General features: G+C 45.1%; 17 protein-coding genes. 13 read left to right on the plus strand and 4 right to left on the minus strand.

All coding sequences use genetic code 11. From position 1 onward, the window contains the following. Positions 1 to 81: 81 nt before the first annotated feature. Positions 82 to 1182 (plus strand): Gfo/Idh/MocA family protein, encoded by a 1101-nt coding sequence (locus MJB10_RS03935; protein WP_314801925.1) that lies wholly within the window; start codon positions 82 to 84, stop codon positions 1180 to 1182. 170 nt (positions 1183 to 1352) lie between these two features. Continuing rightward, positions 1353 to 2417 carry a DUF5054 domain-containing protein gene (locus MJB10_RS03940; RefSeq protein ID WP_314801926.1) on the plus strand — a complete coding sequence of 355 codons (1065 nt, stop codon included), beginning with the start codon at positions 1353 to 1355 and terminating at the stop codon, positions 2415 to 2417. A 50-nt stretch (positions 2418 to 2467) separates the two neighbouring features. Here MJB10_RS03940 and MJB10_RS03945 read toward each other — a convergent pair whose 3' ends face one another. Continuing rightward, positions 2468 to 3340, minus strand: coding sequence for a helix-turn-helix transcriptional regulator (locus MJB10_RS03945; protein ID WP_314801928.1), 873 nt, complete (start codon positions 3338 to 3340; stop codon positions 2468 to 2470). A 162-nt stretch (positions 3341 to 3502) separates the two neighbouring features. On the opposite strand from MJB10_RS03945, the gene MJB10_RS03950 reads away from it, so the two are divergent. The 6 genes from MJB10_RS03950 (at position 3503) to MJB10_RS03975 (ending at position 14199) form a co-directional block, all read left to right on the plus strand. Then, on the plus strand, positions 3503 to 5482 hold the full coding sequence (locus MJB10_RS03950; protein WP_314801929.1) for a beta-galactosidase trimerization domain-containing protein: 1980 nt from the start codon (positions 3503 to 3505) through the stop codon (positions 5480 to 5482). Between the two features lie 62 nt (positions 5483 to 5544). Beyond that, positions 5545 to 5751: a response regulator gene (locus MJB10_RS03955; RefSeq protein WP_314801931.1), complete on the plus strand. Its 207-nt coding sequence runs from the start codon at positions 5545 to 5547 to the stop codon at positions 5749 to 5751. Positions 5752 to 5809: 58 nt separating this feature from the next. Continuing rightward, the gene (locus MJB10_RS03960) at positions 5810 to 7282 is read left to right on the plus strand and encodes a glycoside hydrolase family 32 protein (RefSeq protein WP_397386613.1); all 1473 of its coding nucleotides are present in this window, start codon (positions 5810 to 5812) and stop codon (positions 7280 to 7282) included. A 138-nt stretch (positions 7283 to 7420) separates the two neighbouring features. Next, a complete protein-coding gene (locus MJB10_RS03965; protein WP_314805882.1) occupies positions 7421 to 7843 on the plus strand; it encodes an ATP-binding protein in 423 nt (140 codons plus the stop codon). Positions 7844 to 8056: 213 nt separating this feature from the next. Next, positions 8057 to 11620 carry a polysaccharide lyase 8 family protein gene (locus MJB10_RS03970; RefSeq protein WP_314801936.1) on the plus strand — a complete coding sequence of 1188 codons (3564 nt, stop codon included), beginning with the start codon at positions 8057 to 8059 and terminating at the stop codon, positions 11618 to 11620. A 257-nt stretch (positions 11621 to 11877) separates the two neighbouring features. After that, positions 11878 to 14199: an alpha-L-rhamnosidase-related protein gene (locus tag MJB10_RS03975; RefSeq protein ID WP_314801937.1), complete on the plus strand. Its 2322-nt coding sequence runs from the start codon at positions 11878 to 11880 to the stop codon at positions 14197 to 14199. 65 nt (positions 14200 to 14264) lie between these two features. On the opposite strand, the gene MJB10_RS03980 is transcribed toward MJB10_RS03975, so the two are convergent. Continuing rightward, complete coding sequence (locus MJB10_RS03980; RefSeq protein ID WP_314801939.1) at positions 14265 to 15722, minus strand: esterase-like activity of phytase family protein; 1458 nt, start codon at positions 15720 to 15722, stop codon at positions 14265 to 14267. A gap of 186 nt (positions 15723 to 15908) precedes the next feature. Continuing rightward, a complete protein-coding gene (locus MJB10_RS03985; protein ID WP_314801941.1) occupies positions 15909 to 17108 on the minus strand; it encodes a chromate transporter in 1200 nt (399 codons plus the stop codon). 215 nt (positions 17109 to 17323) lie between these two features. Between MJB10_RS03985 and MJB10_RS03990 the strand changes: the two genes are divergently transcribed. From MJB10_RS03990 to MJB10_RS04000, 3 genes are all read left to right on the plus strand, one after another. After that, positions 17324 to 20374, plus strand: coding sequence for an efflux RND transporter permease subunit (locus tag MJB10_RS03990; RefSeq protein ID WP_314801944.1), 3051 nt, complete (start codon positions 17324 to 17326; stop codon positions 20372 to 20374). Between the two features lie 64 nt (positions 20375 to 20438). Next, a complete protein-coding gene (locus MJB10_RS03995) occupies positions 20439 to 20888 on the plus strand; it encodes an RNA polymerase sigma factor (protein WP_314801946.1) in 450 nt (149 codons plus the stop codon). Beyond that, positions 20860 to 21072: a hypothetical protein gene (locus MJB10_RS04000; protein WP_314801948.1), complete on the plus strand. Its 213-nt coding sequence runs from the start codon at positions 20860 to 20862 to the stop codon at positions 21070 to 21072. Before MJB10_RS03995 ends, MJB10_RS04000 begins: the two co-directional genes overlap by 29 nt. A 188-nt stretch (positions 21073 to 21260) precedes the next feature. Here MJB10_RS04000 and MJB10_RS04005 read toward each other — a convergent pair whose 3' ends face one another. Continuing rightward, on the minus strand, positions 21261 to 22136 hold the full coding sequence (locus MJB10_RS04005) for a MerR family transcriptional regulator (protein ID WP_314801950.1): 876 nt from the start codon (positions 22134 to 22136) through the stop codon (positions 21261 to 21263). 345 nt (positions 22137 to 22481) lie between these two features. Here MJB10_RS04005 and MJB10_RS04010 point away from each other — a divergent pair, with 345 nt between their 5' ends. After that, the gene (locus MJB10_RS04010) at positions 22482 to 23492 is read left to right on the plus strand and encodes an EAL domain-containing protein (RefSeq protein WP_314801952.1); all 1011 of its coding nucleotides are present in this window, start codon (positions 22482 to 22484) and stop codon (positions 23490 to 23492) included. 79 nt (positions 23493 to 23571) lie between these two features. Then, positions 23572 to 25263: a methyl-accepting chemotaxis protein gene (locus tag MJB10_RS04015; RefSeq protein ID WP_314801954.1), complete on the plus strand. Its 1692-nt coding sequence runs from the start codon at positions 23572 to 23574 to the stop codon at positions 25261 to 25263. The last annotated feature ends 84 nt before the right edge of the window (positions 25264 to 25347 follow it).

Here is a 25347-nt window from a genome sequence, read left to right on the forward strand (position 1 = left end):
TTAATTCAGGTGAAAAAACTGCATATGATCGTACCATAATCTCATCGACATTATCTACAACTGAAAGAGGAGCGTTAAATGATGGGTAAAAAGCTAAATGTGGCAATTGTCGGTCTTGGCTTTGGTGCGGAGTTTATACCGATTTATCATGCACACCCGGACACGAACATGTATGCCATTTGTCAACGTTCTGAGGATAAGTTGAACCAAATCGGGGATCACTTCGGAATTGAGAAACGGTATACGGACTTCGACGAAATGCTCAAGGACCCCAATATTGATGCAGTGCATATCAATTCTCCGATCCATTTGCATGCTGAGCAGAGCATTAAAGCGATGGAGGCTGGCAAGCATGTGGCCTGCACGGTGCCTATGGCAACGACCGTGGATGAATGCAGGCGTATTTTGGAAGCATGGCGCAAGTCGGATAAGAAGTACATGATGATGGAGACCGCCGTATACACGCGGGAGTATCTGTATGTCCGAGAGCTACGGGATAGCGGACGCTTGGGACGTATTCAGTTTCTACGCGGGGCACATCAGCAGGAAATGGCCGGTTGGCCAGGCTACTGGGAGGGGCTTCCGCCGATGCACTACGCGACGCACAGTGTTGGTCCCTGTCTGGCGCTGGCGGGTAAGCTGGCGGAGTATGTGTCCTGCTTTGGATCTGGCCGAATCGATGAGAATTTGATTCCGAAATACGGTTCGCCTTTCGCGATCGAGACTGCGCATATCAAGCTCTTGGACTCAGATCTTTCAGCAGAGGTGACCCGCTCTCTCTTTAATACGGCTAGAGAATACATGGAGAGCTTCGATGTGTACGGAAGCCTGATGAGCTACGAGTGGACCCGCATCGAACATGAGGATTCTATTGTGCATACAGGAGAAAAGGTGGAGCGAGTCAAGATTCCCGACTTTGCGCACCTACTGCCGGAAAGCATTCGCAAATATACGACGCAGGGTGTGTATGACGGCGAGAGCAGTAACCACCTATCGTTCACACAGGGCAGCGGACACGGAGGTTCGCATCCGCATTTGGTCCACGAATTTGTACGAGCTATCGTTGAGGACCGCGAGCCGTTTCCAAATGCGGTGCAGTCGGCGAATTGGACCTGCGTTGGCATTGTCGCCCATGAATCCGCCCTTAAGGGCGGAGAGTTAATACAATTGCCAAAATTTTAATTGAATATAGTTAACTAGGGGGTTGTCCTCCGCTATTAAAGTCCAGCGGTATGATGTCAAGCTCCTAGATGGTGCCTGCCGGATTTTTTTATTCATACAGAAGTAGGAGGAGTGATAGATATACTGATGCAAATACGAGGACCGTAGAACTGCAGTGGCTTATTTAGTTCTTGCCGTATGTATGGAAAGAGCTGATTGTTTTATCAGCTCGCTACGGAGACGGTAATCCCCGTTTGACTCAGCTTCCTGTGGCGGAAATGTCTGCACTAATAATCCAAACAACCGCACGAAAAGTAGATGGGATAACTCATGACGCTATCCCTGAGATGTTCCGTTACATTGGAACATTCGCTCTCAACGAACACGATACGAAGTCGGCAGAGGGGTTTGCTGTCTTATCTAGCAGGCGAAGCTATACATTTGTAGAGTCATCCTGGCAAGAGCAACGTGATTATATCAGCAAGGCAGTTGCCGTGATCCCGCCGGATTTGCAGGGAGAAGCACAACAAGCTTTGTCAGCGCTAAAACCTGTTTGGCGTCAACGACCGGTACATGCGTTGCGAATAGTACCAGGTGAGTCCCTAGTTGCCGGTATGTTCCGTGTACAAGTGGGAGCTGACGGTTCCTTAAACAATCTTACGGCTCCGTCCGGGAAAGAATGGGCAGGCATCGGGGACAATCTTGCTGGTTTAGGCGCCTTTCGGTATGAAACCTTCGGTCAAGCAGAGTACGACCGCTGGTTCGAACAATACGTACAGAACCGCAAACAGACACATGCCTGGGCAGATTCGGATTTTGGTAAGCCAGGGATAGCATTGTTTGCACCTGAACATAAGCATGCTGTCTACGCGCCATATGTTGAAGAAGCATGGCTTCTAGGCGATGAGGCAGTTGATGAAATGTGCTTGCAATTGAGGCTGCCTGAGGTAGCTAATCAGCAAGGCGGGGCGCCTGCCCGTGTACAACTCGTGTACAGGTTTGCCAAAGCTGAACAGGTTTTGGAAATACAACTTACGTGGTTTGATAAACCCGCATCTCGGTTGCCAGAAGCGCTGTGGTTTTCCTTTATCCCACAAGTTGATAATCCGAACAGATGGCGGTTGGATAAGCTTGGAGAACGGATCTCTCCTCTGGATGTCGTGAAGGATGGGAATAATGTAGTGGGGACCAACTTTCCTATGTGGTACGAAGAGGATGCTTGCTTTCGATTCGTGATCAAATTTGCGGAGAGTTAAGGTTTCAGGATTGTCCCAAAATGAGATTCTCTGTTCCCTAACGCTTAACATTATAGTTTTTTGTGCTTATTCAAGCGATATACTCCGGGTGTCACTCCGACTTGCTTCCGAAATAAACGAATAAAATAATTATAATCTAGAATTCCGACCTCCTCAGCAATATAAGAAATGTTGTGATTGGATTGCGTGAGTAATGTCTTAGCCCTTTCAATTCGTTGATATTGAATATATTGCATGGGACTCATACCAGTGTGTTTCTTTAAACAGCGTGCCAAATAATCAAAATTTAATTGGAGCTTTTCCTCGATTTGCTGCATTTTGTAGGGATGCAGTAGATTTTCCTTGAGGATTAGCTCCATTTTTTTACTATGAATTGCTGAACGTGTGGGTGTAGACATTTCAATTAGACTGCTCTGTAGAAGCGTTAACAATTGGGCAAATAATGCATTTATGGATAAGGCACTCATGAGGTTTGATTTTTGATGCAAAGCAACCATGGATTGCAAAGTAGGAACAAATTGCTTAAGGTCGGTTTTAATTAATTTGGGGAGAAACATCACTTGCTCCACAGGTGCAAAATCAAAGTCTGTGCCCTTGTTAATGATTGTCGTCCAGCTGATTTGCTTACTATTTATTGTAATAACGGGTGTCGGCTGAATAAAATGCAACCAATAAATCTCGGTATTTACTTCACAAGGCCGATGTCCCATATGGGTTTTACCAGGTTCAAGTACAAGAATACTTCCTGCATCAAGATCATATGGAATTGCATCTTCTGTCAAATGAAGTTTACCTTTGTTGATAAACAGAACATCAAATACAGGGAAATTTCTTTCGAAATGAATGTCTCCTGGTTGCCATATCGAATGACCAACTGTAATGAATTGCGGCAATGGAGGGAGTTGTAATTGCAGAGCTAGCATATGTAAACACACCCTTGCAAACTGGAATAGAAACAATTCTTTATTTATTATACCATTTGGTCGAAAATGTGCTATGGAAATCGTAATAGTTACTATACAAGTTTCCTGAACTGAGCTAAGTTTATGAGGAGATCACAATGATGAAGACAAGGGGATAATAACATGCGGTTTAGACAAGTGCATTTAGATTTTCATACAAGTGAGCTGATTGATTCTATCGGTACGGGATTTTCTAAAGCACAATTCCAGGCTAATTTAATTAAAGGGCATGTCGATTCGATCACGATTTTTTCAAAATGCCATCATGGTTGGGCTTATCATCCAAGCAAAGCGAATACAACTCATCCAGGATTAGGCTTTGATTTACTAAGTGCAATGATTGAGGCCGCCCATGAAATCAATGTTAAGGTTCCAATCTATATTTCTGCAGGCTTAGACGAGAAACTGGCTCGACAGCATCCTGATTGGCTTTTACGAAATTCGCAGGACCAGACAAGTTGGGTTGTGGGTTTTATGGCTCCTGGGTATCATGAGTTTTGCTTTAATTCTCCTTACTTAGAGGTACTGCTAAAGCAAATAGAGGAAACGGTTACAAATTACGATGGGGATGGTATTTTTCTTGATATAGTTGGCGAACGTGAATGTTATTGTCAATTCTGTATCTCAGAATTACGTAGTAACGGACATGACCCTCGGGATAAAAAGGCAGTAAAAGCTCTCGGTCAGAAGGTCTATGCTAATTACACGACTAAAGTAAAAGAACTTGTACATGCTATTAAGCCTAATTATCCAATTTTCCATAATGGTGGTCATATTTTGCGCGGAAGACGAGACGTTGCCCTAATGAATACACATCTTGAGCTAGAATCATTGCCGACAGGTGGTTGGGGTTACGATCATTTTCCATTATCAGCACGGTATGCCCAAACCTTAGGGATGGAATTTCTCGGGATGACTGGCAAGTTCCATACGTCTTGGGGGGAGTTCGGTGGCTATAAACATGATAATGCTTTGCGATATGAAGTAGCGCTTAGTTTAGCTAATGGAGCTAAGTGCTCAATTGGCGACCAGTTACATCCAAGCGGTAGGATGGATGAGGCAACCTATGAATTAATTGGTACTGCTTATGCAGAGGTAGAGCAAAAGGAAGCTTGGTGTACGAATGTCACTAACGTTGCAGATGTGGCATTGCTTTCACTGGAAGCTGTTTATAAAGGTGAAGAACAAGAGGGGGACGAACATAGCAAGGTTGGTAAGTCGGACGTTGGGGCTGTACGCATGCTGCTTGAGGGGAACATACTATTTGATGTCGTCGATTTAGAAGCCGACTTTATGCTATATAAAGTAATAATTTTACCAGATAATGTGTTGATTAATTCCGAACTTGCCGCAAAATTAAGGCCGTTTCTAAATCAAGGCGGTAAGTTGCTTGCTACTGGGAAATCAGGCTTAAATTCTTCAGAGAATCAATTTGCGTTAGAACTAGGCGTGGCATGGAGATCTCCAAATCCTTATCAGCCGGATTATTTCAGACCGAACTTTGACTTGCCAAATCTGCGCAGTGGCGCCTATGTATTTTATGGGAAAGGTCAAAAGATTGATGTAGTCGAAGGTGGGTTGGAATTGGGTACTCGTGAGGATCCTTATTTCAATCGTGACATTTTTACTTTTAGCTCGCATCAGCATGCGCCTAATCGAGTGGGTAGCACGAGTCCAGGAATGGTAGAAAGCAACCAAGGGATTTATATTGCTTGGCATATATTCGAGGATTATGCGACCAAAGGAAGCCTGATCCTGAAAGAAACTGTCCTATACGCATTAAATCGATTGTTGTCTACAAAGACCTTAGTAACTAATTTGCCTGCTCAAGGTGTAACAACATTGCAATACCAAGCAAGTGAGAAACGATATATCAATCATTTGCTATATGCATCTCCAGTAAAACGTGGAACCGATATTGAAATTATTGAGGATATCATTCCGCTTCATAATATAGAGGTTACACTTCGACTTCAGTCAGAAGCGAAACGTGTCTACTTAGCTCCTCAAGGCATCGATTTGGATTATGTGCAGAATGAGCAAGGGTTAACATATACAATTCGAAGTTTTGAATGTCACCAGATGGTTGTTATTGATATTTAAGGTAGTAGGAGTGTTAGTTTTAAAAATAAAGGATTCATAAAGTAGACACTAAGTTTCATTTCATGTTTATTTATGGACTCGTCACAGGAGGTAAGGGAATTATGCGTATTTTGCTGGCTGAGGACGAAGTGACGCTTGGTGAACTCACCGAGCATCAGCTGAAGCGGCAATATCATGTTGTCGACTGGATGAAGGATGGCCTGCAGGCAACACAGCAGGAGGGGCTGGACAACTCGGAAGGGTGCGATTCCGTCGCTGGGCACGATTGAGGACATTCATGCGTTGATGAGGGGTGAACAAGAGGGGATGGAACGGAAAAAGCGCCACATGGAACGTGTGGAACACGCGAATCAAGCTTTGGAGCAGGCTGCCGAGCTAGTCATTGAGGACCACTTTAGACTAGGCTATCATGTCATGCCTCCCGCGGGCTGGATGAATGATCCGAATGGGCTTATTTATTGGAACGAGGAATATCATGTGTTTTATCAACATTATCCTTATGAGCCGAATTGGGGACCGATGCACTGGGGGCATGCAAAGAGTAAGAATTTGATCAACTGGGAGCATCTCCCTATCGCATTGGCGCCTTCAGAAGCATACGATTGCGGGGAAAGCGGCGGTTATGGTTGTTGGTCGGGAAGCGCTGTCGATGATAACGGTGTTCTGACGTTAGTCTATACAGGGCATGTCGATGGACGGGAGCCAACGGAGGTTCAGTGCATTGCGACAAGCATGGATGGCGTTATTTTCAACAAATCGAGCCTTAATCCTGTTATTGCGGTCGCACCAGAGGATGGCGGTTTCGGCTTCAGGGATCCAAAAGTTTGGCAGCATGAGGGTCAGTGGTATATGGTTCTTGGTTACGGCAAGGATGGCTTAGGCAAAACGTTGATGTATACATCATCTGATTTGCTGGCGTGGCGTTATCTTGGGGTCGCTGCAGAAAGTGATGGCACAATGGGCGATATGTGGGAGTGCCCTGATCTATTTCCACTCGGTGATGGAGATGACCACGTGCTGATCATTTCCCCGATGAATATGGGTGCAACTAAGACGATGTATCTCACAGGCAAGCTAAGCTATGAAACAGGTAAGTTTGATTACCGTTATGCAGAGCGTTTGGACTATGGGTTTGATTTTTATGCGCCACAAACGTTTGTGGATGGGAATGGACGCCGCATCCTAATCGGCTGGATGAACATTTGGGGCGCTCAAATGCCGGAACAAGCGCATGGCTGGATGGGTGCTTTCACGCTGCCGCGCGAGCTGACACTTGCGGAGGATGGCACGTTGCGCATGCAGCCTGTTGCGGAATTGGTTGCTCTGCGGAAGGAGCATCATCGAGTGGAGGGACGCAGCATTGAAGCGGGAGAGATCACTTCGATAGCTGGCGTTCAGGGTAATCAGCTTGAGATTATTGCGGTTTTCGATGCGGCGCAATCCGAGGGTGAGTTCGGACTTCAACTTCGTTGCTCAGAGGATGGCGCCGAGTATACCGAGGTGATCTACGCGGTAGCTCAGCGGACACTTCGCGTTGATCGTACGCATTCGGGCGCAGGTGAATCGGGCGTGAGCGAAGTGCAATTAGATCCACTGGAAGATGGCAGCATCAGGCTGCATATTTTTGTGGATCGCTCTTCCGTTGAATTGTTCGCGAATGACGGAACCAAAACGGTAACGAATCGCATCTATCCGAAGCGGGATAGTCTTGGTGTAAAGCTTTTTGCAAGAGAAGGCGCAGCATTCATGGAAGGGTTGGATGTGTGGGAGTTAGCGGAGAAAAAGCCAGCAAACCTTTGAGTTTGCTGACTTTTTTTGCATCTTCAAAACTATTAAAATCTCAATGTCAAATTGATCTAATCTTGACCTCATCTTGACATGCTCTCTTTATATTAATACCTGTAACAACAAACAAATCTATGAAATGAGGTAATGAACATGGTGAAGAACAAAACAAAATTATTCACTGTACTTGGTATTTCAGCCGTATTGTTAGTGGGGGGTGCTAGTGCTTATGCGGCTAACACTGCCACCGCAACACCAAAACAAGTAACTGAGGTCGTCCCTGTACAAACAACAGACAAAGTACCAACTCCGCAAGAAATTGAAGCCGTATTAAAAGGTGAACCGACACCCGCAACGATTAAAGTAGAGGGTTTATTTTCAAGGGATGGTAAGCCTGATTATTCGGCAGATTTTTTCCTAAACGATGAAAAATTAACTGCGTTATTAAAAATGAGCGCAGCGGGATTGGGTCTTGCTATTTCGAAAAATATATTGGAATTGCATGGTGTGCCCTATGGCGCGGCGAACACAGCAGACGGGGTTTTGTTTTTCTTTTATTTACATGTCTATCGCTAAAAAAAGTGTATATTGCAACCCGACGATCCGCCCAGCGCGTGCCTGTTAACTGATTGAAATCATGTATATTGTGCCAGCGCCTAATCACCGAGTAAGATGAGTTCAGTTTAGGAAGAGAGGAAGTGATAGGAAGCATACAGCTCGATTACACCATAGAAACGGCTGATGGAAGGGCAACTAATCAATGCCTTATGAAAGGAGTTATTTATGATAATGGGAAAACTTCGTTTTTTGAAAGCGCTTTTATTGGTGTTGGCACTGATTGTAAACCTAGCGGCACTGCCCGTGTCCCCTGCTTATGCGGCAGATGAGTATGACACCTTGCGAGCGAAAATTTATGATTTTACAACTGGGGGCCCTACGTACGATCCGGCTGATCCAGATATCAGCGTCAAGATTACCAATATTACGACCCTTGCTCAGACGAACTGGGATACGATGAATAAGAGTGCAGGGAGAACTTACCTGTGGAGCGACTTGGCCACGACAACGGAATCGGAGCATGTGTCAGGAAGCTATCAACGTTTAGAAGCGATGACATTGGCTTATGTGACCAGAGGCTCAACACTTCAGAATAACGGGGCGTTGCTGGCAGATATTATTAGTGCTATGGATTGGATGTACACGAACCGATATAATACCAGCATTCCTAAAAGAGGTTATGATAATTGGTTCGACTGGCAAATCTCCTCACCACTCAGCATTAACAACATCACGACTTGGATTTATTCCAGTTTAACTTCGACACAGATTAGCAATTGGCACGCCGTGATCGACTACCAAGCACTGACTTGGGGGGCTGGCCTGACAGGAGCGAATCGTGTATGGGCTTGCAACATTAAAATTACGAGCGGGATTATTGTGAAAAACAGTGCCAAAATCATTGAGGGCCGGGACCAGCTTAGTTCGGTATTCGACTATGTGACGTCTGGCGAAGGCATGTATAGCGAGGGTTCATTTCTGCAACATACGGCACTCATTCCCTACAACGGTGGATATGGCATAAGCTTACTCGATAATTTAACGAAGGTGATGTACATCGTAGCAGGATCTTCATGGGATATTACGGATCCAGATGTCGATAACATTTATCAATGGATTTACAATGCTTTTGAACCTCTTTTTTATAATGACTCCATGGCCGATATGGTCCGAGGACGCAACATTGCAAGAAAAGCCAGCGATGATCTGGGATTAACGTCAATGGGGGCACTTGGCGCCTCCGTAGCAAGGATGGCTTTGTCCGCTCCTTCCGCCGACGATCGGGCAGCTTATAAATCGATGATTAAAAAATGGATGACGGAGGCTACGTCTCCTACCAAGTATGCAGATTTGGTTATGATCAGCTCCATCGTGCAAACGAAACAAATTTTGAGCGATCCATCCGTTACCACGAGAGATGCGCTTATCATGAACAAACAATACCCTAACATGGCTAGAGCCATCCACCATCGACCAGGCTTTGTTTTTGGCATTAGCATGTCGTCCAATAAAATTGCGAATTTTGAAATTGTTAACAATGAAAATTTGAAGGGCTGGCATACGGGGGACGGGATGACCTATCTCTATAATTCCGATTTAACCCAGTATAAGGATAATTACTGGCCTACCATAAACAGCTATCGTTTGCCTGGCACGACGGTCAATCAGAACACGACAGCAGCAGCGAATGCGAAAAATCCGAATTCATGGGTCGGAGGCACGGAGATTTCTGGACAATACGGGATCACAGGCATGCAGTACACGGCCAATGGCTATAATCTTACAGCGAAGAAATCTTGGTTTATGTTCGATGATGAAATTGTGAATTTGGGTGCAGGCATTACGTCGACAGACAACAAGGTTGTGGAATCCATCGTCGAAAATCGTAAGCTGAACAGCAGCGGCAACAATGCGCTTACTGTCAACGGTACTGCAAAGTCAACCGCGCTAGGGTGGAGTGAAACCATGACTGGCGTGAACAAGATTCATTTGGCCGGGAACGTGGCCGGTTCGGACATCGGTTACTATTTCCCGACAGCAGCGACAATCAAGGGATTGCGTGAGGCGCGAACAGACCAATGGTCGAGCGTTAACCAGTACTATACAGGCACGGATTACACAACAAACTATACACGCAATTACATGAATCTATGGTTCGATCATGGCACGAATCCGACCAATGCTGGGTACGCCTATGTGCTGCTGCCGGGTAAGTCAAGCGGGGAATTGGACACCTATGCTGCAAATCCGGAAATCACGGTGGTGGAGAATTCAACAGATGCACAGGCTGTGAAGGAAAACGCGCTGGGCATACTAGGTGTTAACTTCTGGAATGATGCGGTAAAAACGGTGAGCGGTGTCACCAGTAACAAAAAAGCTTCCGTCATGGTGCGTACGACCGAGAACGGAACCGAAGTTTCCGTATCTGATCCAACGCTGTCCAATACGGGCACCATTCAACTTACGCTTACACAAAATCTAGGACCAGTTATTTATAAGGATTCGCGGATCACAGCCAGCACGAGTGGCGGGACGACCACCCTCACCGTCAATGTGAACGGTGCTGGCGGCAATAGCATCAAGGCGTTTTTTGCAACGCCTACTGGCGTCCCAATTGCTGGCTATACGGTGAATGAAGATTTCAACAGTATGACGCTTGGCGCGCTGACAGGTCAGAACGGCTGGATCTTCAACAACGCGGGCGTGGCTGCGAACACTGTTGTTGTGCAGAAGGACAATGGCGCTAACACGGACAAATCGCTGAAAGTAACGACAGCTTCAATTAGCGGAAGTGCCGAAGCTTATCGTCTGTTTAATGCCCCTCAAGATGGGTACATCATAGCGGAAGCGACCGTAACGGCTGATGACAGCAACTGGAAAAATGCGCTGATCATTTCGGACAACAGCTTAACTTCCAATAATGTAGCGGCCCAATTAGTTATGCAAAGCGGCAAAATTTGGGGATATAACGGCAGCACCAAAACCGATGTGTTAACGGGAATCACCAGCGGTCAGCCGTACCGATTGAAGGTTGTGATTAATGCGTCAACGAAAAAATACGACGTCTACGTCAACGATACGCTGCTCGCCACGGGTTGGAATTATCGATTCTCAGGCCTGACTGCACTCGACAAGGTTTCTACCTCCATCGCTGGGAATGCCAGCTCGATGAGTGTGGACGATGTGAAAGTAGCATATAAGCCCCTTACGTTAACTTCTCTAATCGATGAGAACTTTAACGGCATGACGCTCGGCAATTTAAATGGGCAAGGCGGTTGGGTGTTCGATAACGGCGGCGTCACGGGGAATACGGGGGTGGTACAGACGGTGAGCGGATCGGATAAATCTGTTGAACTTACAACAACGACCACCTCAGGCAAAGCTGAAGCGTATAAGGTGTTTACCGCACCAGCAAACAGTACGGTCATCGTAGAAGCAACCGTGACCGCCGATGATAACAACTGGAAAAATGCCTTGATCGTCGCGGACAGCAGTCTCACTTCGAACAGCAGCGCTGCCCATCTCATCATGCAGAACGGCAGAATCTGGGGCTACAACGGTGGTACGCAAACGAATGTGCTGACCTCGATCACGAACGGAGAACCTTACCGTCTCAAAGTGATTATCAACACAGCAACGAAAAAGTTCGATGTTTATGTAAACGGCGAGCTGCGAGGCTCACAGTGGAACTATCGTTATTCTGGCTTGACCAAGGTCGATAAGCTGAGCACGTCGATCGGCGGCAATGCAAGCTCGATGAGCGTAGATGATGTCAAGGTGAGTTATAATCCATAAGGCTTATGTGAAGTAATCTCATACAGACACCCCCTGGGAACTCCCCAGGGGGTGTCTGTATGTTAATCCTGCAAAGAAATGTAGATTGATGAGGTCAATCAAAATCGGTATGTTAAACCTGGAATGATATCCGATTATGAATAAAGAAGGTGTTATGATTGCGCGTATTGCTCACAGACCTACCTTATAGTGAACATATAGAAAGTATCCCATCCAAAGAACCTTGGAAACAGACTTCGCGGTGGTCATGTCGTTGGGTGACCTGCGCAGAAGCTGGTAAAGCTCCCTATGTCATCGCGTACCGTTGCAAGTTCACGTTAAGTGAAGCGCTTCGCATACGCATACACGTATCTGGAGACGAAAGGTATGAGCTATTTCTGGATGATCGAAGGATCGGCCGAGGCAGCGAGCGCGGAGACCGGAGCAATTGGTTTTATGAGACGTATGAGGTCGAAATGGCCGCTGGCGAACATCAATGGCTTGCGCGCTGCTGGGCGCTCGGACCGTATAAGCCGTGGGCACAGGTCAGCGTACAGCCAGGCTTCCTGCTTAGTCCAGATGATGAGGCTCTCTCACCTCTGATGGGGACTGGTATAGCTCGGTGGGAAGCGAAGCCAATGTCGGGTTATCAATTTATCCCGCTGCCCTCCAGCATCGGTACTGGTGCTAAGCTCGATGTTGACGGCGCTTCCTTTGATTGGGATGCCCTGTCTGGGGAGGGCGGCGGTTGGCTTCCGGCTGAACCAATGGACTATGGCATCCACAGATCAGACAATTATCATTTGTCATCGACACAGCGACTTATGCGCCCTGCTAAACTACCCGCGATGCAAGAGGTTAGCTTCCAGCCCAGCGCTGTTCGCTTTGTTGAGCAAGCTGGCAGGTTGGAAGCAGACCAACAACCCATTGATGCCAGTCGCGATTTGCAAGAGGATCATGAGATTTGGCAGGGGTTACTGACAGGACGACCGATTTCCATGCCAGCTCACACCCGAAGACGAGTCATAATCGATTTAGGCGATTATTATTGTTGTTATCCGGAGCTGGTCGTATCGGGAGGGAAGGGTGCTGTTATTCGACTTCATTGGGAAGAGTCTTTCTATGAGGAAGCACAAGGCGGACGCAAGTCGAACCGGAACGATATTGGGGGAAAATGGTTTAAAGGCTATGGCGATACGTTTCGTCCAGACGGTGGATCGAACAGACGCTTCGATTTGTTGTGGTGGCATGCGGGACGTTATGCCGAACTGATCGTGGAGACGGCAAGCGAAGCGGTGGTTTTTCATGCTTTTAACCTGCTAGAAACGAGATATCCGCTAGAAATGGAAGGTTCCATTCGTTGTAACGATGAACGTTTAAATCAAGTAGTTGCTGCGTCTTTCAGGACGTTGCAAATGTGCGCACACGAAACCTACATGGATTGCCCCTATTGGGAACAGCTCATGTATGTAGGGGATACCCGCATTCAGTCGTTGATTACCTACGTGAGCACGCTCGATGATCGATTGCCTCGTAAAGCACTGGATATGTTCCGTGCTTCTCGGAACAACCATCTTGGCCTTGTGAACTGCGCTTACCCCGATCAAGGCGGCAAACATATTTCCTCCTTCTCCTTGTGGTGGGTGGCGATGGTCTATGATTATGCCCTATGGCGAGGCGACGCCCAATGGATTCGTGCCATGATGAGCAGCGTTCGGGATGAGATAGATAAGCTATTGTGCAACCGTTCGGTGAATGGTGCGGTAAGGCTGCCGATTTCATGGAACTTCATGGATTGGCAGACAGCTCCTTCAGAAGCATGGAACTTTGGTGAGCCGCCGCATGGAGCGGATCGCTTGAATGCAGCATACAATTTGCAGATGATTCATACGTTAGAGCTGGTCGCTAAGTTGGAGGCCTACTTAGGTGAAGATGAGTTGGCATCACGAGCAAGGCGGCTGGCCAAGGAGCTAGGCAACGTGGTAGAGCAACTGTTCTGGAACGAGGAGAGAGGACTGTTTGCCGATGACACTGGACATCAGCATTATTCGGAGCATCCTCAGGTGCTTTCCATCTTATGTGAGTCGATTTCACCAAGACGAAACGGCCGACTTGTACCTGACATGCTGAAGGCCACCGACCTCATGCGCACAAGCATTTATTTTGATCACTATACGTTCGAAGCGTTAGCGTCTGCTGGCCATAGTGATGCACTGCTCACCAGACTCGAGCCATGGTTTGGCATGGAGGCGAGCGGTCTTCGAACGACACCAGAAATTTTCCTGGATACGACGCGTTCGGACTGTCATGCGTGGGGGGCTCACCCGATCTACCATATGTACACCAACTTGCTTGGCATTCGCCCAGCATCGATGGGTTTTACATCGGTCGGTATTCGACCGCAGCTGGGATCGCTAACCTGTCTTCACGGCAAGCTTCCGCACCCGAATGGATTTATTGAAGCGAAGGTGGAGCGTCAGGGAAGCCAGTGGCTCGTTGAAGTGAATCTGCCGAGAGGTTTGCCCGGCAATTTGGTGTGGGGGAATAAAAGGTATCCCTTGCGGGAGGGGCGGAATGAATTTAGCATTCCGATATACTGAACCGGTTTGAACGAAGCGGCCTTAGTCCTGAATTCTATCGGACTAAGGCCGCTTAATTAGCATCCTTATTTGATTGTATATGGCAGCTTAAACGTCCACAGAAGTGTACCATTTTCTGGATTATTGCTGTCTATGCCGAAATCGTTATCGTTCGTGATGGCAAGCGTATCGCCATTGACGAGCGAAATACCCTCAATTTTCTCATAAGGGAACTTGAATGCTACTGCATCCAGGACGGTTCTCTTCGTCGTAGGCAGGATGCCATTTGCTTTCAGATCTGCAATCGTCATTTGTTCAATCGTTTTACCTGCCGCTGCCGTAGTGTCGTACTTGCCAATGATATTGGTAGCTGTGGAAAGGTCAATGGCATAAATGCGCTTCATCTGCGCTTTATCGCCAGAGAATTTATCCCGCTCATCGATTAATAGCGTATTCTCGTTCACAACAACCAGATCGGAGATGACAATATCCGATTGAGCCAGTTCTTTAAATTGCTTCGCATCTTCGAGGGCATATACAAACTCAGCGACAGGATTGAGCGTTGCTAGTTCAATCTTCATAATCCGAACCTGGCGGGAATTATCCATCGCTTTATCTGGATTACGAAGCGCATTCTGCATGGCCATGAACATATATTTGCCATCCGGTGTAATACCAACCGCTTCGGCTCCGCGGTTCTGGCGCAGCTTGTTGTACACTTCTGGGAGCTTCTCGCGGGAAGGCACTAGCGGTGCTGACACCTGATTGGACCAACCTTTAGGCACAATACGCTCAATGATCGTACCATCTCGCTTAGCATGGACAATCGACGGGCCGTATTCATCGGAAATCCAGAAGGTATCATCCTTGGGATTGTAAGCCAGGCCTTCAATATCAAGTCCGTACGGGTCGTAAGCCAGTACCTTCTCGCCTTTTGCATCATAAGGCTCTTCATCACGCCCCTTAATATTAGGCAACCCAGTAATCGTTGCTTTGCCTGATACAGGATCTGTGCCTGTCAACTTCAAAGGGAACTTATCTAAAATGTTAATTTCGCCTTTACTAACCTCGATTTTATTAATCGTTGGTGCATAGTCTGGAAGCGGGAACGTACGCACGGTTTTGCCATTGATCGTGGGTTGACCGTTTGGCCCTCGATCAGCTGTGGTATAGAATACGTTATCAGGATCTCCTGGAAGATGTGTTAACGAGGAGCCCACGCCCATTTTAATGCCTTCTGCCAGATTGGGTGCTTTGAGCTCGTATTTACCAGTCAACACAGGCTTGTCTGTCAAAGATACGCTGTTACGAAACTCATCCCAATCGACATATTTGCCCAATGCTTCAGCGAGCGCACGAATGGGCATGTACAAACTGCCGTCCATATTTACAGCAGGCGCAGATGGGGTAATCGCTTGTCCGTTGCTAGAGTATGTTACTGTCTCGGAGGTTACCCCCCTCATTTCCTTAGCCAGTGCTGCTCCCGAAACAGCTGTGGGAAGCGCAAGCAGTAAAGTCGTAAGCACGATCCATTTACGTTTCATAATTTTAAATTCTCCTTCGCTATTTACGTAATTAATCATCTCCTCTTACTTATACCAATGTTGTGTAATAGGCGTGTGCGGTGAATATTGATATTTCGTAAATTTTTCGGTAAGAACCCGGTTCAGTTGACCGGTTCTTTTTCGTGTGATTTGAACGGAATTCGCTTGACTCTTTTGGGAATTCCACTAGAATGGAAAAAAACGAATTAGAGTTCCTCCTATTGCACCAGCGATCACAATAACCCATGGAGGCAATTTCCAAAATACGAGCAAAATAAATAATATAGCAGCTAAAGCAAAGTCTGCAGGGTTTAAGATTGCCGATGTCCAGATCGGGTTATAGAAAGAAGCGAGTAAAATTCCGACGACAGCCGCGTTAATACCTGTTAAAGTACTTTGAACTTTAGGATTGCTTCTGAGAACATTCCAAAAGGGCAGTGTACCGATAACCAATAAATATGCTGGAAGAAAAATAGCGAAAGTTGCAATTACAGCCCCCAGAATCCCCCCATTAATTGCTCCTAAATACGAAGCAAATGTAAACAGCGGCCCTGGTACCGCTTGCGTTGCTCCATATCCGGTTAAGAAGTTCTCTCTACTTACCCAACCTGTCGGTATCATTTCTCGCTCTAATAAAGGTAAAACCACTTGACCTCCCCCAAAGACGAGGGATCCAGATCTATAAAAACTATCAAATAACGCCAGCCAGTGCTGAGTAGTAATTCCCTTCAGAATAGGTAGTCCAACAAGGATGGCAAAGAACAAAACTAAACAGATCAAACCTATGGTGCGGCTAACTGGAATTTGAAGCGACGTGCGTCCCACTTCAGTCTTTTCTTGGTAAAGGAGTAATCCAATGAATGCCGCTAAAGAAATAAGTACGATTTGAGCTATTGTAGTTTGCCAAATCAATGTGATAGTTGTACTGACTATGGCTATTGTCACACGTTTTCGATCAGGAGTAAGTTTTTGACCCATGCCTAAAATTGCTTGTGCTACAATTGCTACTGCAACTATCTTTAACCCGTGAATCCACCCAACATTACCAATATTGAAGCCTTTCAAAACTAAAGCAAGAAGAACTAATGCAATCACTGATGGCAGCGTGAACCCTAACCAGGCAATAAATCCGCCTAGAAGACCTGCGCGAATGGTACCAATCCCTATTCCGACTTGACTGCTAGCTGGTCCTGGTAAGAACTGACAGAGTGCAACTAAGTCTGCGAAGCTCCGCTCATCCAACCACTTTTTTCTACGTACATACTCGTCATGAAAGTAACCCAAGTGCGCCACAGGTCCCCCAAAAGATGTTAATCCTAACTTCAGAGATACCCATAATACTTCAAGAGTAGATGTCAATCTATTTAGTTTCTTCGACGGATCCATTACTTTCATACCCTCCTAACATCATATGAAAAATTTATAAATAAATTATTTTAGAACCATTCTGAACTTTAGCAGCATAAGCCCAGTCCTTTCATTTGCTAAATTTCTTTATATTTTCTTTTGGGATCCTACTATAATGTTTTGGCGATTACTGGTCATCAGTCGGTTTTCAATGCTTTACTCGATTAGAGAAAAAACGGAATGAGGTTTGAATCATGAAAAAAATAATCGAAGGCTCAATGCAAAGGGCGATTCTAATTGTGGTCTGTATGCTGCTTATTCTGGCATGGGGAGGTATCTCTGCCTTTCAAATGCAACGTGATTATCTACCAGGCATTAATAATACAACACTGCTTGTTTCAGTACGGGCCTCATCTTACCAGGCAGATCAAGTTAAACTAAATGTAACGCCAAAATTAGAAGCTGCTATTAGGTCATCTGATGGCTTGATGGATGTAGAAACAAATTCCTATGATGGCGGACTTTTGATGAATCTGTACTACCCGATGGATTTTGATATGAAACAAGCTGAGAGTGACATTAAACAAGCTGTATCAAGCGCAGTGCTTCCTACTGACGTTGGTGCTCCGGTTATCACTCGTGTAACGACGAGTACATTTCCAATTTTGAGCTACAGCTTAACTTCAAACAGTACAAACATTGACGAAACATCACTTCGTTCTTCGGTTGAGGCTGATATAGCTAAACAACTGAAATCCGTTCCGGGTGTCGCAGATGTCCGTGTCACTGGAGCAGCAAACAATGGTTACGTTTTAAATGTAAGGATGCAGGATCTAACAAAGAATGGTTTAACAATGGATGATTTGAATCAATCATTAGCCGCCGCGCTGCCGAATTGGTCAACTGGAAAAGTATCTAACAATAAAGACTCGTTTCCATTAACAGTGAATGGTTGGAACTTAACAGACCAAGAGTTAAACAATATTCCGATAAAAAATAAGCAAGGCACCAACGTCCCGTTATCTACTGTGGCTGATCTATCTCACTCACTGACTGACATTAAAACTGTATCACGCATTAACGGAAAAGCAAGCATCCTTTTAGATGTTCTAAAAACACCGTCATCGAATATTACGGATGTAGCAAACCTAGTCAAAGAGCGCGTCGCGCAAATAGCGCCAATTAAAAATAATGATGTTTCGTTAACCGTGATGCTAGACCGCGAACATGAGTTAAATGCTTCCCTATTGGGACTTGTACGAGAAGGACTTTTGGGTTGCCTGTTCTCCATGCTGTGCGTTTTCTTTTTCTTCCGTAATGTACGTTCAACACTGCTTATTGCTGTATCGCTGCCAATATCACTGCTTGCCACGACAGCTGTTTTGAAAACAATGGGGATTACGCTTAACATTTTGACCGTGTCAGGTTTGATTGTTGCAATGGGGAGAATTGTTGATGATTCCATTGTCGTTCTTGATAATATGTACCGAAAATATCAGGAGAATAAGGACCAAACCACCTTACATGTGCTTTCATCTGCTGTAAAAGAAATGCTGCCGGCTATTTTTGCCTCGACCGCAACAACGATCGCTGTTTATGTACCTATTGCCATGGTTGGCGGTGTCATTAGCGCATCTTACTCTGGCTTTGCATGGTCTGTCGTCATTGCACTTATTGTATCTTTTTTTGTTGCGATGTTAGTCGTTCCAACTTTTGCATGGATGGGTTGGAGGAATGATACTTCGAAAGCTGTTACACTTGAGCCCATGATGAAGCCAGTCCTACGGTATGCGTTTGGCCATAAAAAATGGATTACTTCGATTTCACTACTTATTTTCATCGTTGCTGCGATTTTTGCAACTACACTTCCAGTGAGCCTGCTGCCTACGGCAAATTCGGGAGATGTAGCGATTCAAATTGAACTTCCAAAGGGAAGCGCACTTCCTGAAGTGGATACAGAAGTCCAAAAAGTTGAAGACGTGCTGAAAGTAAATGCGAATGTCGCTTCTTATTCAGCCAATTTCGGATCTACCATGACGCCACAAGCAGATGATGTATTTGATGCTGGAGGCGGATTTATTCAGCTGCCGAACATAGCCAATATGACTGTTGCATTAAAGGATAAAAATAATGTAGATGCTGTCATTTCCGAATTGCAAAAAACTTTACCCCAATTAAATCAAAACGTAGTTTATACCGTATCGAATCAAAGTATTGCTGGTGATGATAAGCAGATGAAAATCATGCTTTCAGGAGCAGACCAGAAACTACTTGATGACGCTGCTCAGCTCGTTAGAAGCAAGTTAGTTGAAGTACAAGGTCTTAGCGTTCAAGGGGCAACTGATCTAACGAACGGAACACCTAAATATGCAATTACACTCGATCGAGCGAAAATTCAGCAAGCCGGAGTGAACGTTCAAGACGTTACAAAAGTAATTGGGCAGTACATGGCTGGCGGTAAAGACTTTGATATTCAGGTAGGTCATCAGTTAATTCCAGTGGACATGTACATCACTCGGGTACCCAATGCGAATGCAACGCCAACTGATGTGCTTGGAGCACTTGCCTCTGAAACAGTAAGTGGAGCAGGTGGGCACAAAATCAGAATCGATCAATTGGCAACCATCGCTCCTAACCAAACTCCGTCATCTATTCAGGAACGTGATGGGCAATCCTTTTCAACGGTTACCGTACAAATTACTTCAACAGATATCGGTAAAGTTTCAGGTGCTGTTGACCAGAAACTGAAAAGCATCACACTACCAAGTGGAGTAACGTACTCAACTGGTGGTATCACGGAGCAAGTTAAACAAATGATTGTGGATATGTCCATAGCCATTGCTTTTTCTATCTTACTTGTCTTACTGATTACTAGCGGAGTCTTTAAGGGGTGGAGAGCGCCTCTAGCGGTACTATTAAGCATTCCGCTTGCCCTAAGTGGTGTTGTGCTTGCCCTCATGCTCTTTGGAGGGGAATGGAACTTAGCAGCACTCATCGGTGTCTTGATGCTTACTGGTATTGTCGTCACGAACGGCATTGTACTGATTGATAAAATGGAGAGAAACCGTAAAGAAGGGCTGGCTATCAAAGATGCGATTATGCAAGGTAGCCTCTCACGGGTAAGACCGATCTTTATGACGGCAGGCACAACCATTTTAACACTGTTGCCATTGGCATTGACTCATAGTTCAGATACCGTTATTTCACAAACACTGGGTATCGTCGTGATCGGCGGTATGATGACTTCAACTTTAAACAGCTTCCTTGTCATTCCTACGTTTTATGAGTGGTTGGTAAAAAGGTGAACTTAATGACTTGTTCGTATGTCTTTTGTATCGATGAATGGTACTGTGGGGGGGAAGAGTATGCGTGGATCAAGAATTATATGACTTAATCGCTAAGGCGAAAAGCGGTGACAAAGAAGCATTCACCTTACTCGTCAAACGTTATAAAGATATCGTTTTTCGTTATTCCTATGGGATGCTCGAAGATCGTATGGAGGCGGAGGATGTTTCTCAAGAAGCATTTGTTAAAGCCTTTTATTCACTTTCTAAATTAGATAATAGTTATGCCTTTGCATCGTGGTTAAAACGAATTGTATCCAATTTATGCTATGACCGAATACACAAGCAAAAGAAAACGAATTCCGTATCTGGCGAATTGATCGAAACACGGATTTCGAATAACGATATGGAACGAAGAGATCTCCAAATGACGATTGAAGAAGCGATGGGGAAATTGAGTCCTGAACACAGAGAGGCCATTATCCTAATTAGCTTTCATAATCGGTATGGCTGCTTTAAGTATTGTAGTGGGTGAAAAAATTCAAGGTACGTTTGGTCGCTCTAACTGGTTTATTTCATTAACTGGTTTAATCTTATTGGTTTCACTCATGAACATTCCTCTTGTTGGGGTGATTTTGTTTTTTGGGATATTGCTTTTTTCCATTGGGGTCATAACTTTATGGATTTTGGAAAAGACAAAAAAGAAAACAAATGGCTAGTTAAAGGGAAACGAGGAACTTTAGCTCAATAACCAAAATGAAAAGGCGTCTGGCTGGACGGTTGCCTTTTCCCCGGAAAAAATGTATTTATAATTTCTTAGCTGCCGAAAGGCAGCCTTTTTTAGGTTCCCTTGGTTGGGGGCCTTTTGGTTTAGCCCCGTTGATAGATACACCGCCTGCTCACCCCGTCATTCTTTGGCGTTGTGCCAATCCTTCCATTCTTCGGGGGACAAATAGCGTACGTTAGCGTTAACAGAACGCCATTCCTCTCCGTCGAAAGCCGCCCCCCCAAGTAGGAATTGCAATCGGGGATGATTCCTTGCAGCTGCTTCAATCCACGCCATAAGCTTGTCCATATATCGGCGATCCGTAACGGAAACCGCGATGAAAGAAACATTTTGTCTTTCAATGATACTGTCCAAATCCTTCAGTGGAGTGTCGGGTCCCAAATACATGACGTCGGCTCCACGTTTACGCAAGTAGAGGCTGAACAACAGAAGTCCGAGATGGTGGCGCTCTCCTTCAGGGCAAAAAGCCACGACGACAGGCATACTGGGATTCACGGGGAAGACCCGGAACAAGGCAGATAATCTTCGCATAATCGTTTCTGAAGCAAAATGCTCCTGGACTACGCTGATTTTGCCCGCCTCCCACTCCGCTCCCACCCGATAAAGAACAGGAACGATAATCCGTTGAAACGTTTCTTCGAAGTCATACAATGCAAACGCCATATCTATCGTATTATCCGCTTGAGTGGCATTGAAATGGATTAAATCCATGTATAGCTTGTTGACCAATCCATCGGTTGTCCGGCCGGTCGCAGCCTTTTCCGGCGGAGGGACGGACTCGCTTTGCTGCAGCAGTTTCACCGCTTCGCTGATTTTTAAACCGTTCTGTTCAATTTGTTTTTTAAGGAAGCGGAGCCTGGATAGATCCTCTTCGCTTAATAAGCGATGTCCTCCGCCGCTCCGGCTTGGGGAAATGACCTGGTAACGGTTCTCCCAGGCACGGATCGTAACCACGGGGATGCCCAGTATTTCGGAAGCCTTTTTCATGCTATACATATCTTCAATCCCTCCTCCAAGAAATTATACATAATCGATACAAGATTAGGAGGTTTCAGCCGAAAAATGATTCGTTTTTTATATCATTTTTGTACCTCTTGCCGATTCTGTATAGTTATTGTATAGTTATTGTGTAGTTATTGTCCAGTTAATATTGAAAATCTATACATATGCGACATCCCTCGTTTCCGATAGCGACGAATATCGACGAACGGGAATAGACGGCTGCCCAAGTCGAACATGCCAATAGGGAAGCAAGCAAACATGTCGAGGAATCGTGGCACGAGTTCGGGAAGTTGGGGAAAGAAATAATCGACAATTCGGTTACAACGGGAGGAAAAGCTAATGAGCTGTCAAGGATGCGGAATGAACGAGTTGCTAATTGAAATCAAGTTCGAAGGGGCCCATGACCGGTTTTTGTTGCGTGATGTGTCTATGCATATGCGGCTCCGAAACGCCCTACACCATGTGGAAGAAGACACTTTAACGATCAAAGAGTTCGGTGCTCGTGAACTTGCGGATTTTTGCGAGAATCATCTAGATCGAGAGACGATACAATTTCGATTGCCTGGAGAGGACTGGAGGCCCCTGTCAGAGCTTTCTGTGCTTCAAGATACGAAGTGGGTAGAACCTCTAATCATCGAGCGCAGAGTTTACATGCATTTTCAGCCTATTGTAGACATGAATGAACAAATTTATGCCTACGAAGCATTGGCGAGATTCATGGACGAAGAAGGCAGTTTGCTGTATCCGAACACCGTCTTCTCGGCTGCCAAGACACGAGGCCGGCTTTACGCGTTGGACCGGCTTTGCAGGATGAAAGCGGTAGAAGAAGCTGTTCCCCTTCGCGCCAAAACGTTTATTAATTTTATACCGACGTCCATTTATTCTCCTGAATTCTGCTTAAAGTCCACGATTGAGTTAGCCGCAAAATTGAATGCCGACCCTTCGCTGTTCGTTTTCGAAGTCGTCGAAACCGAGAAGACGGAGGACTTAGCCCATTTAAAGCGTATATTGGCGTTTTACAAAGAAAAGGGGTTTCAATATGCCCTCGATGATGTTGGCGAAGGCTTTAGCTCGTTAGAAGTGCTAACGGAGCTCAAGCCCAATTACATGAAATTAGATCGCGTATACGTTCATGGAGTCTCGCGAGATTCGGCAAAGCAGCTGACGGCGGAACTATTTCTCGAGGCGGCTTTGCGCATCGGATCGATACCGTTAGCGGAAGGCATCGAATCCAGAGAAGATTTCGAATGGTTGAAACAACGAGGGTATCAGCTTTTCCAAGGCTACTTATTCGGAAAACCCAGTCTTCCACCGATCCCTCGACAGGAGGAAAGGGCTTGGAATCTCTAAATCATCGTATGTTATACCGCATAAAATGTGAAGTTGATTCATATTTGATTCCAGTTATTCCGGAGAAAGAGGCAGGCATATGAAATTACATTCGGTTACTACTAAAATTATGGTCGCATTTCTTATTGTGCTTAGCTTCTTTACGATTACGATTAATTATTATGTTGACAAACAGGTAAAGGAAAAGTTCGTTCTTGCGGCTCAAAATAAATTAACATCCGATTTAGCGATGTCCACAGCATTATTAAATATGAAGTATCCAGGTAGTTGGAATGTGGAAGGAAATAAGCTTATAAAAGGGCATACGATTATGAATGATAATTCTGAAATCGTAGATGAAATAGGAAAGTTAACCGGTGACACGGTAACCATTTTTATGGGAGATACACGAATTACTACGAATGTCCAGAAGGATGGAAAACGTGCGGTAGGGACAAAAGTATCAGACGCTGTTAAAGATGTAGTATTAAAAACTGGTGCGACCTACCGTGGAGAAGCCGATGTGTTAGGCACAATAAATGAAACGATTTATGTACCCATACAAAATGAATCTGGCGAGATTATCGGAATTTTCTATGTAGGTGTTCCAAAGAAACCTTTTGATGTCTTCGCTCAGAGCATCTCAAATAAAATTTATAAAATTAGCGGTATTACTCTGATCCTTTCCCTTTTGTGTAGTTATTTGATTAGTCGACCTACTATTCTTTCCATTCGTAGATTAGTTATCGCTACTAAACAAATTGCGAATAAAGATTTGACGCAAAAGATTCAAATACGTTCGAGGGATGAAATTGGTGAACTGGCACAATCTTTTGAAAACATGAGAATGAATCTATTGGTCATGCTTTCTGAGTTAGGGGATATATCCACTAATTTGAAAGAAAATAGCCATTATCTTACTGAAGCGACCATTCAAACAGAGCAGGCATCCAATGAGGTGTCGAAAGCTATCCAACATGTCGCTTCAGGAGTCACGGAGCAAACATTCCATACGCAATCTATTGAAAATAAAATGAATCATACGCTAATTGAGGTGCAAAAAGGGGAAAAGAAAGCAGAAGATATGTTCGATTATGCGGTTCATTCTTATGAAGTGGCGATAAAAGGGGAACAATCTTTAAAACAAACAATTGATCACCTTCTAGGCGTTTCGGAAACCGTAAAAGTTGCTACAGACTCGATTCAAAGGCTGGGAAAACGCTCAGATGAAATAGGTGGAGTTATTCAAGTCATTTCGGATATAGCTAACCAGACTAACCTACTCGCTTTAAATGCCTCAATCGAAGCAGCAAGGGCAGGCGAGAGCGGTAGAGGGTTTACCGTCGTGGCAGCAGAGGTTAAGAAATTAGCTGAACAATGCAAAGCCTCTGCTGGACAAATTACAGAATTGATTCATGGTATTCAAGCTGACACATCCATTACAGTGAATATGATGGAAGATAATTTGGATGCTGTGGAAGAACAAGTCTCGATTATTTCTTTAAGTGGTCAGGCACTTCAAGAAATTGTGGAGAACACAAGTATAACGAAAGAGAATGCCGCTAATTTGAAATTAACCTTTAATAACCTAGTAGAACAAGCAGAAGAAGTAAAAGAGTCCATTCAGCGAGTCGCTCAACTTGTTGAAAGTACAGCAGCAGTAGGTGAGGAAGTCGCAGCCTCTTCAGAGGAACAATTAGCTTCTGCAAATGAGATTTCTTCGGTCACAAAAGGCGTTATGTTCATTGCCAATAATCTGAATCGCAAGGTTGAGGAGTTTACGATAAAGTAATAAAAATATACATAATTGTTCCATTTACATATCGACCGTCGAGAACATGAAAGATATTGAGTACCCATAGGGTCAATAGGAGGA

It is taken from the genome of Paenibacillus sp. MBLB1832, from assembly GCF_032271945.1.
Classification (GTDB): domain Bacteria; phylum Bacillota; class Bacilli; order Paenibacillales; family NBRC-103111; genus Paenibacillus_E; species Paenibacillus_E roseopurpureus.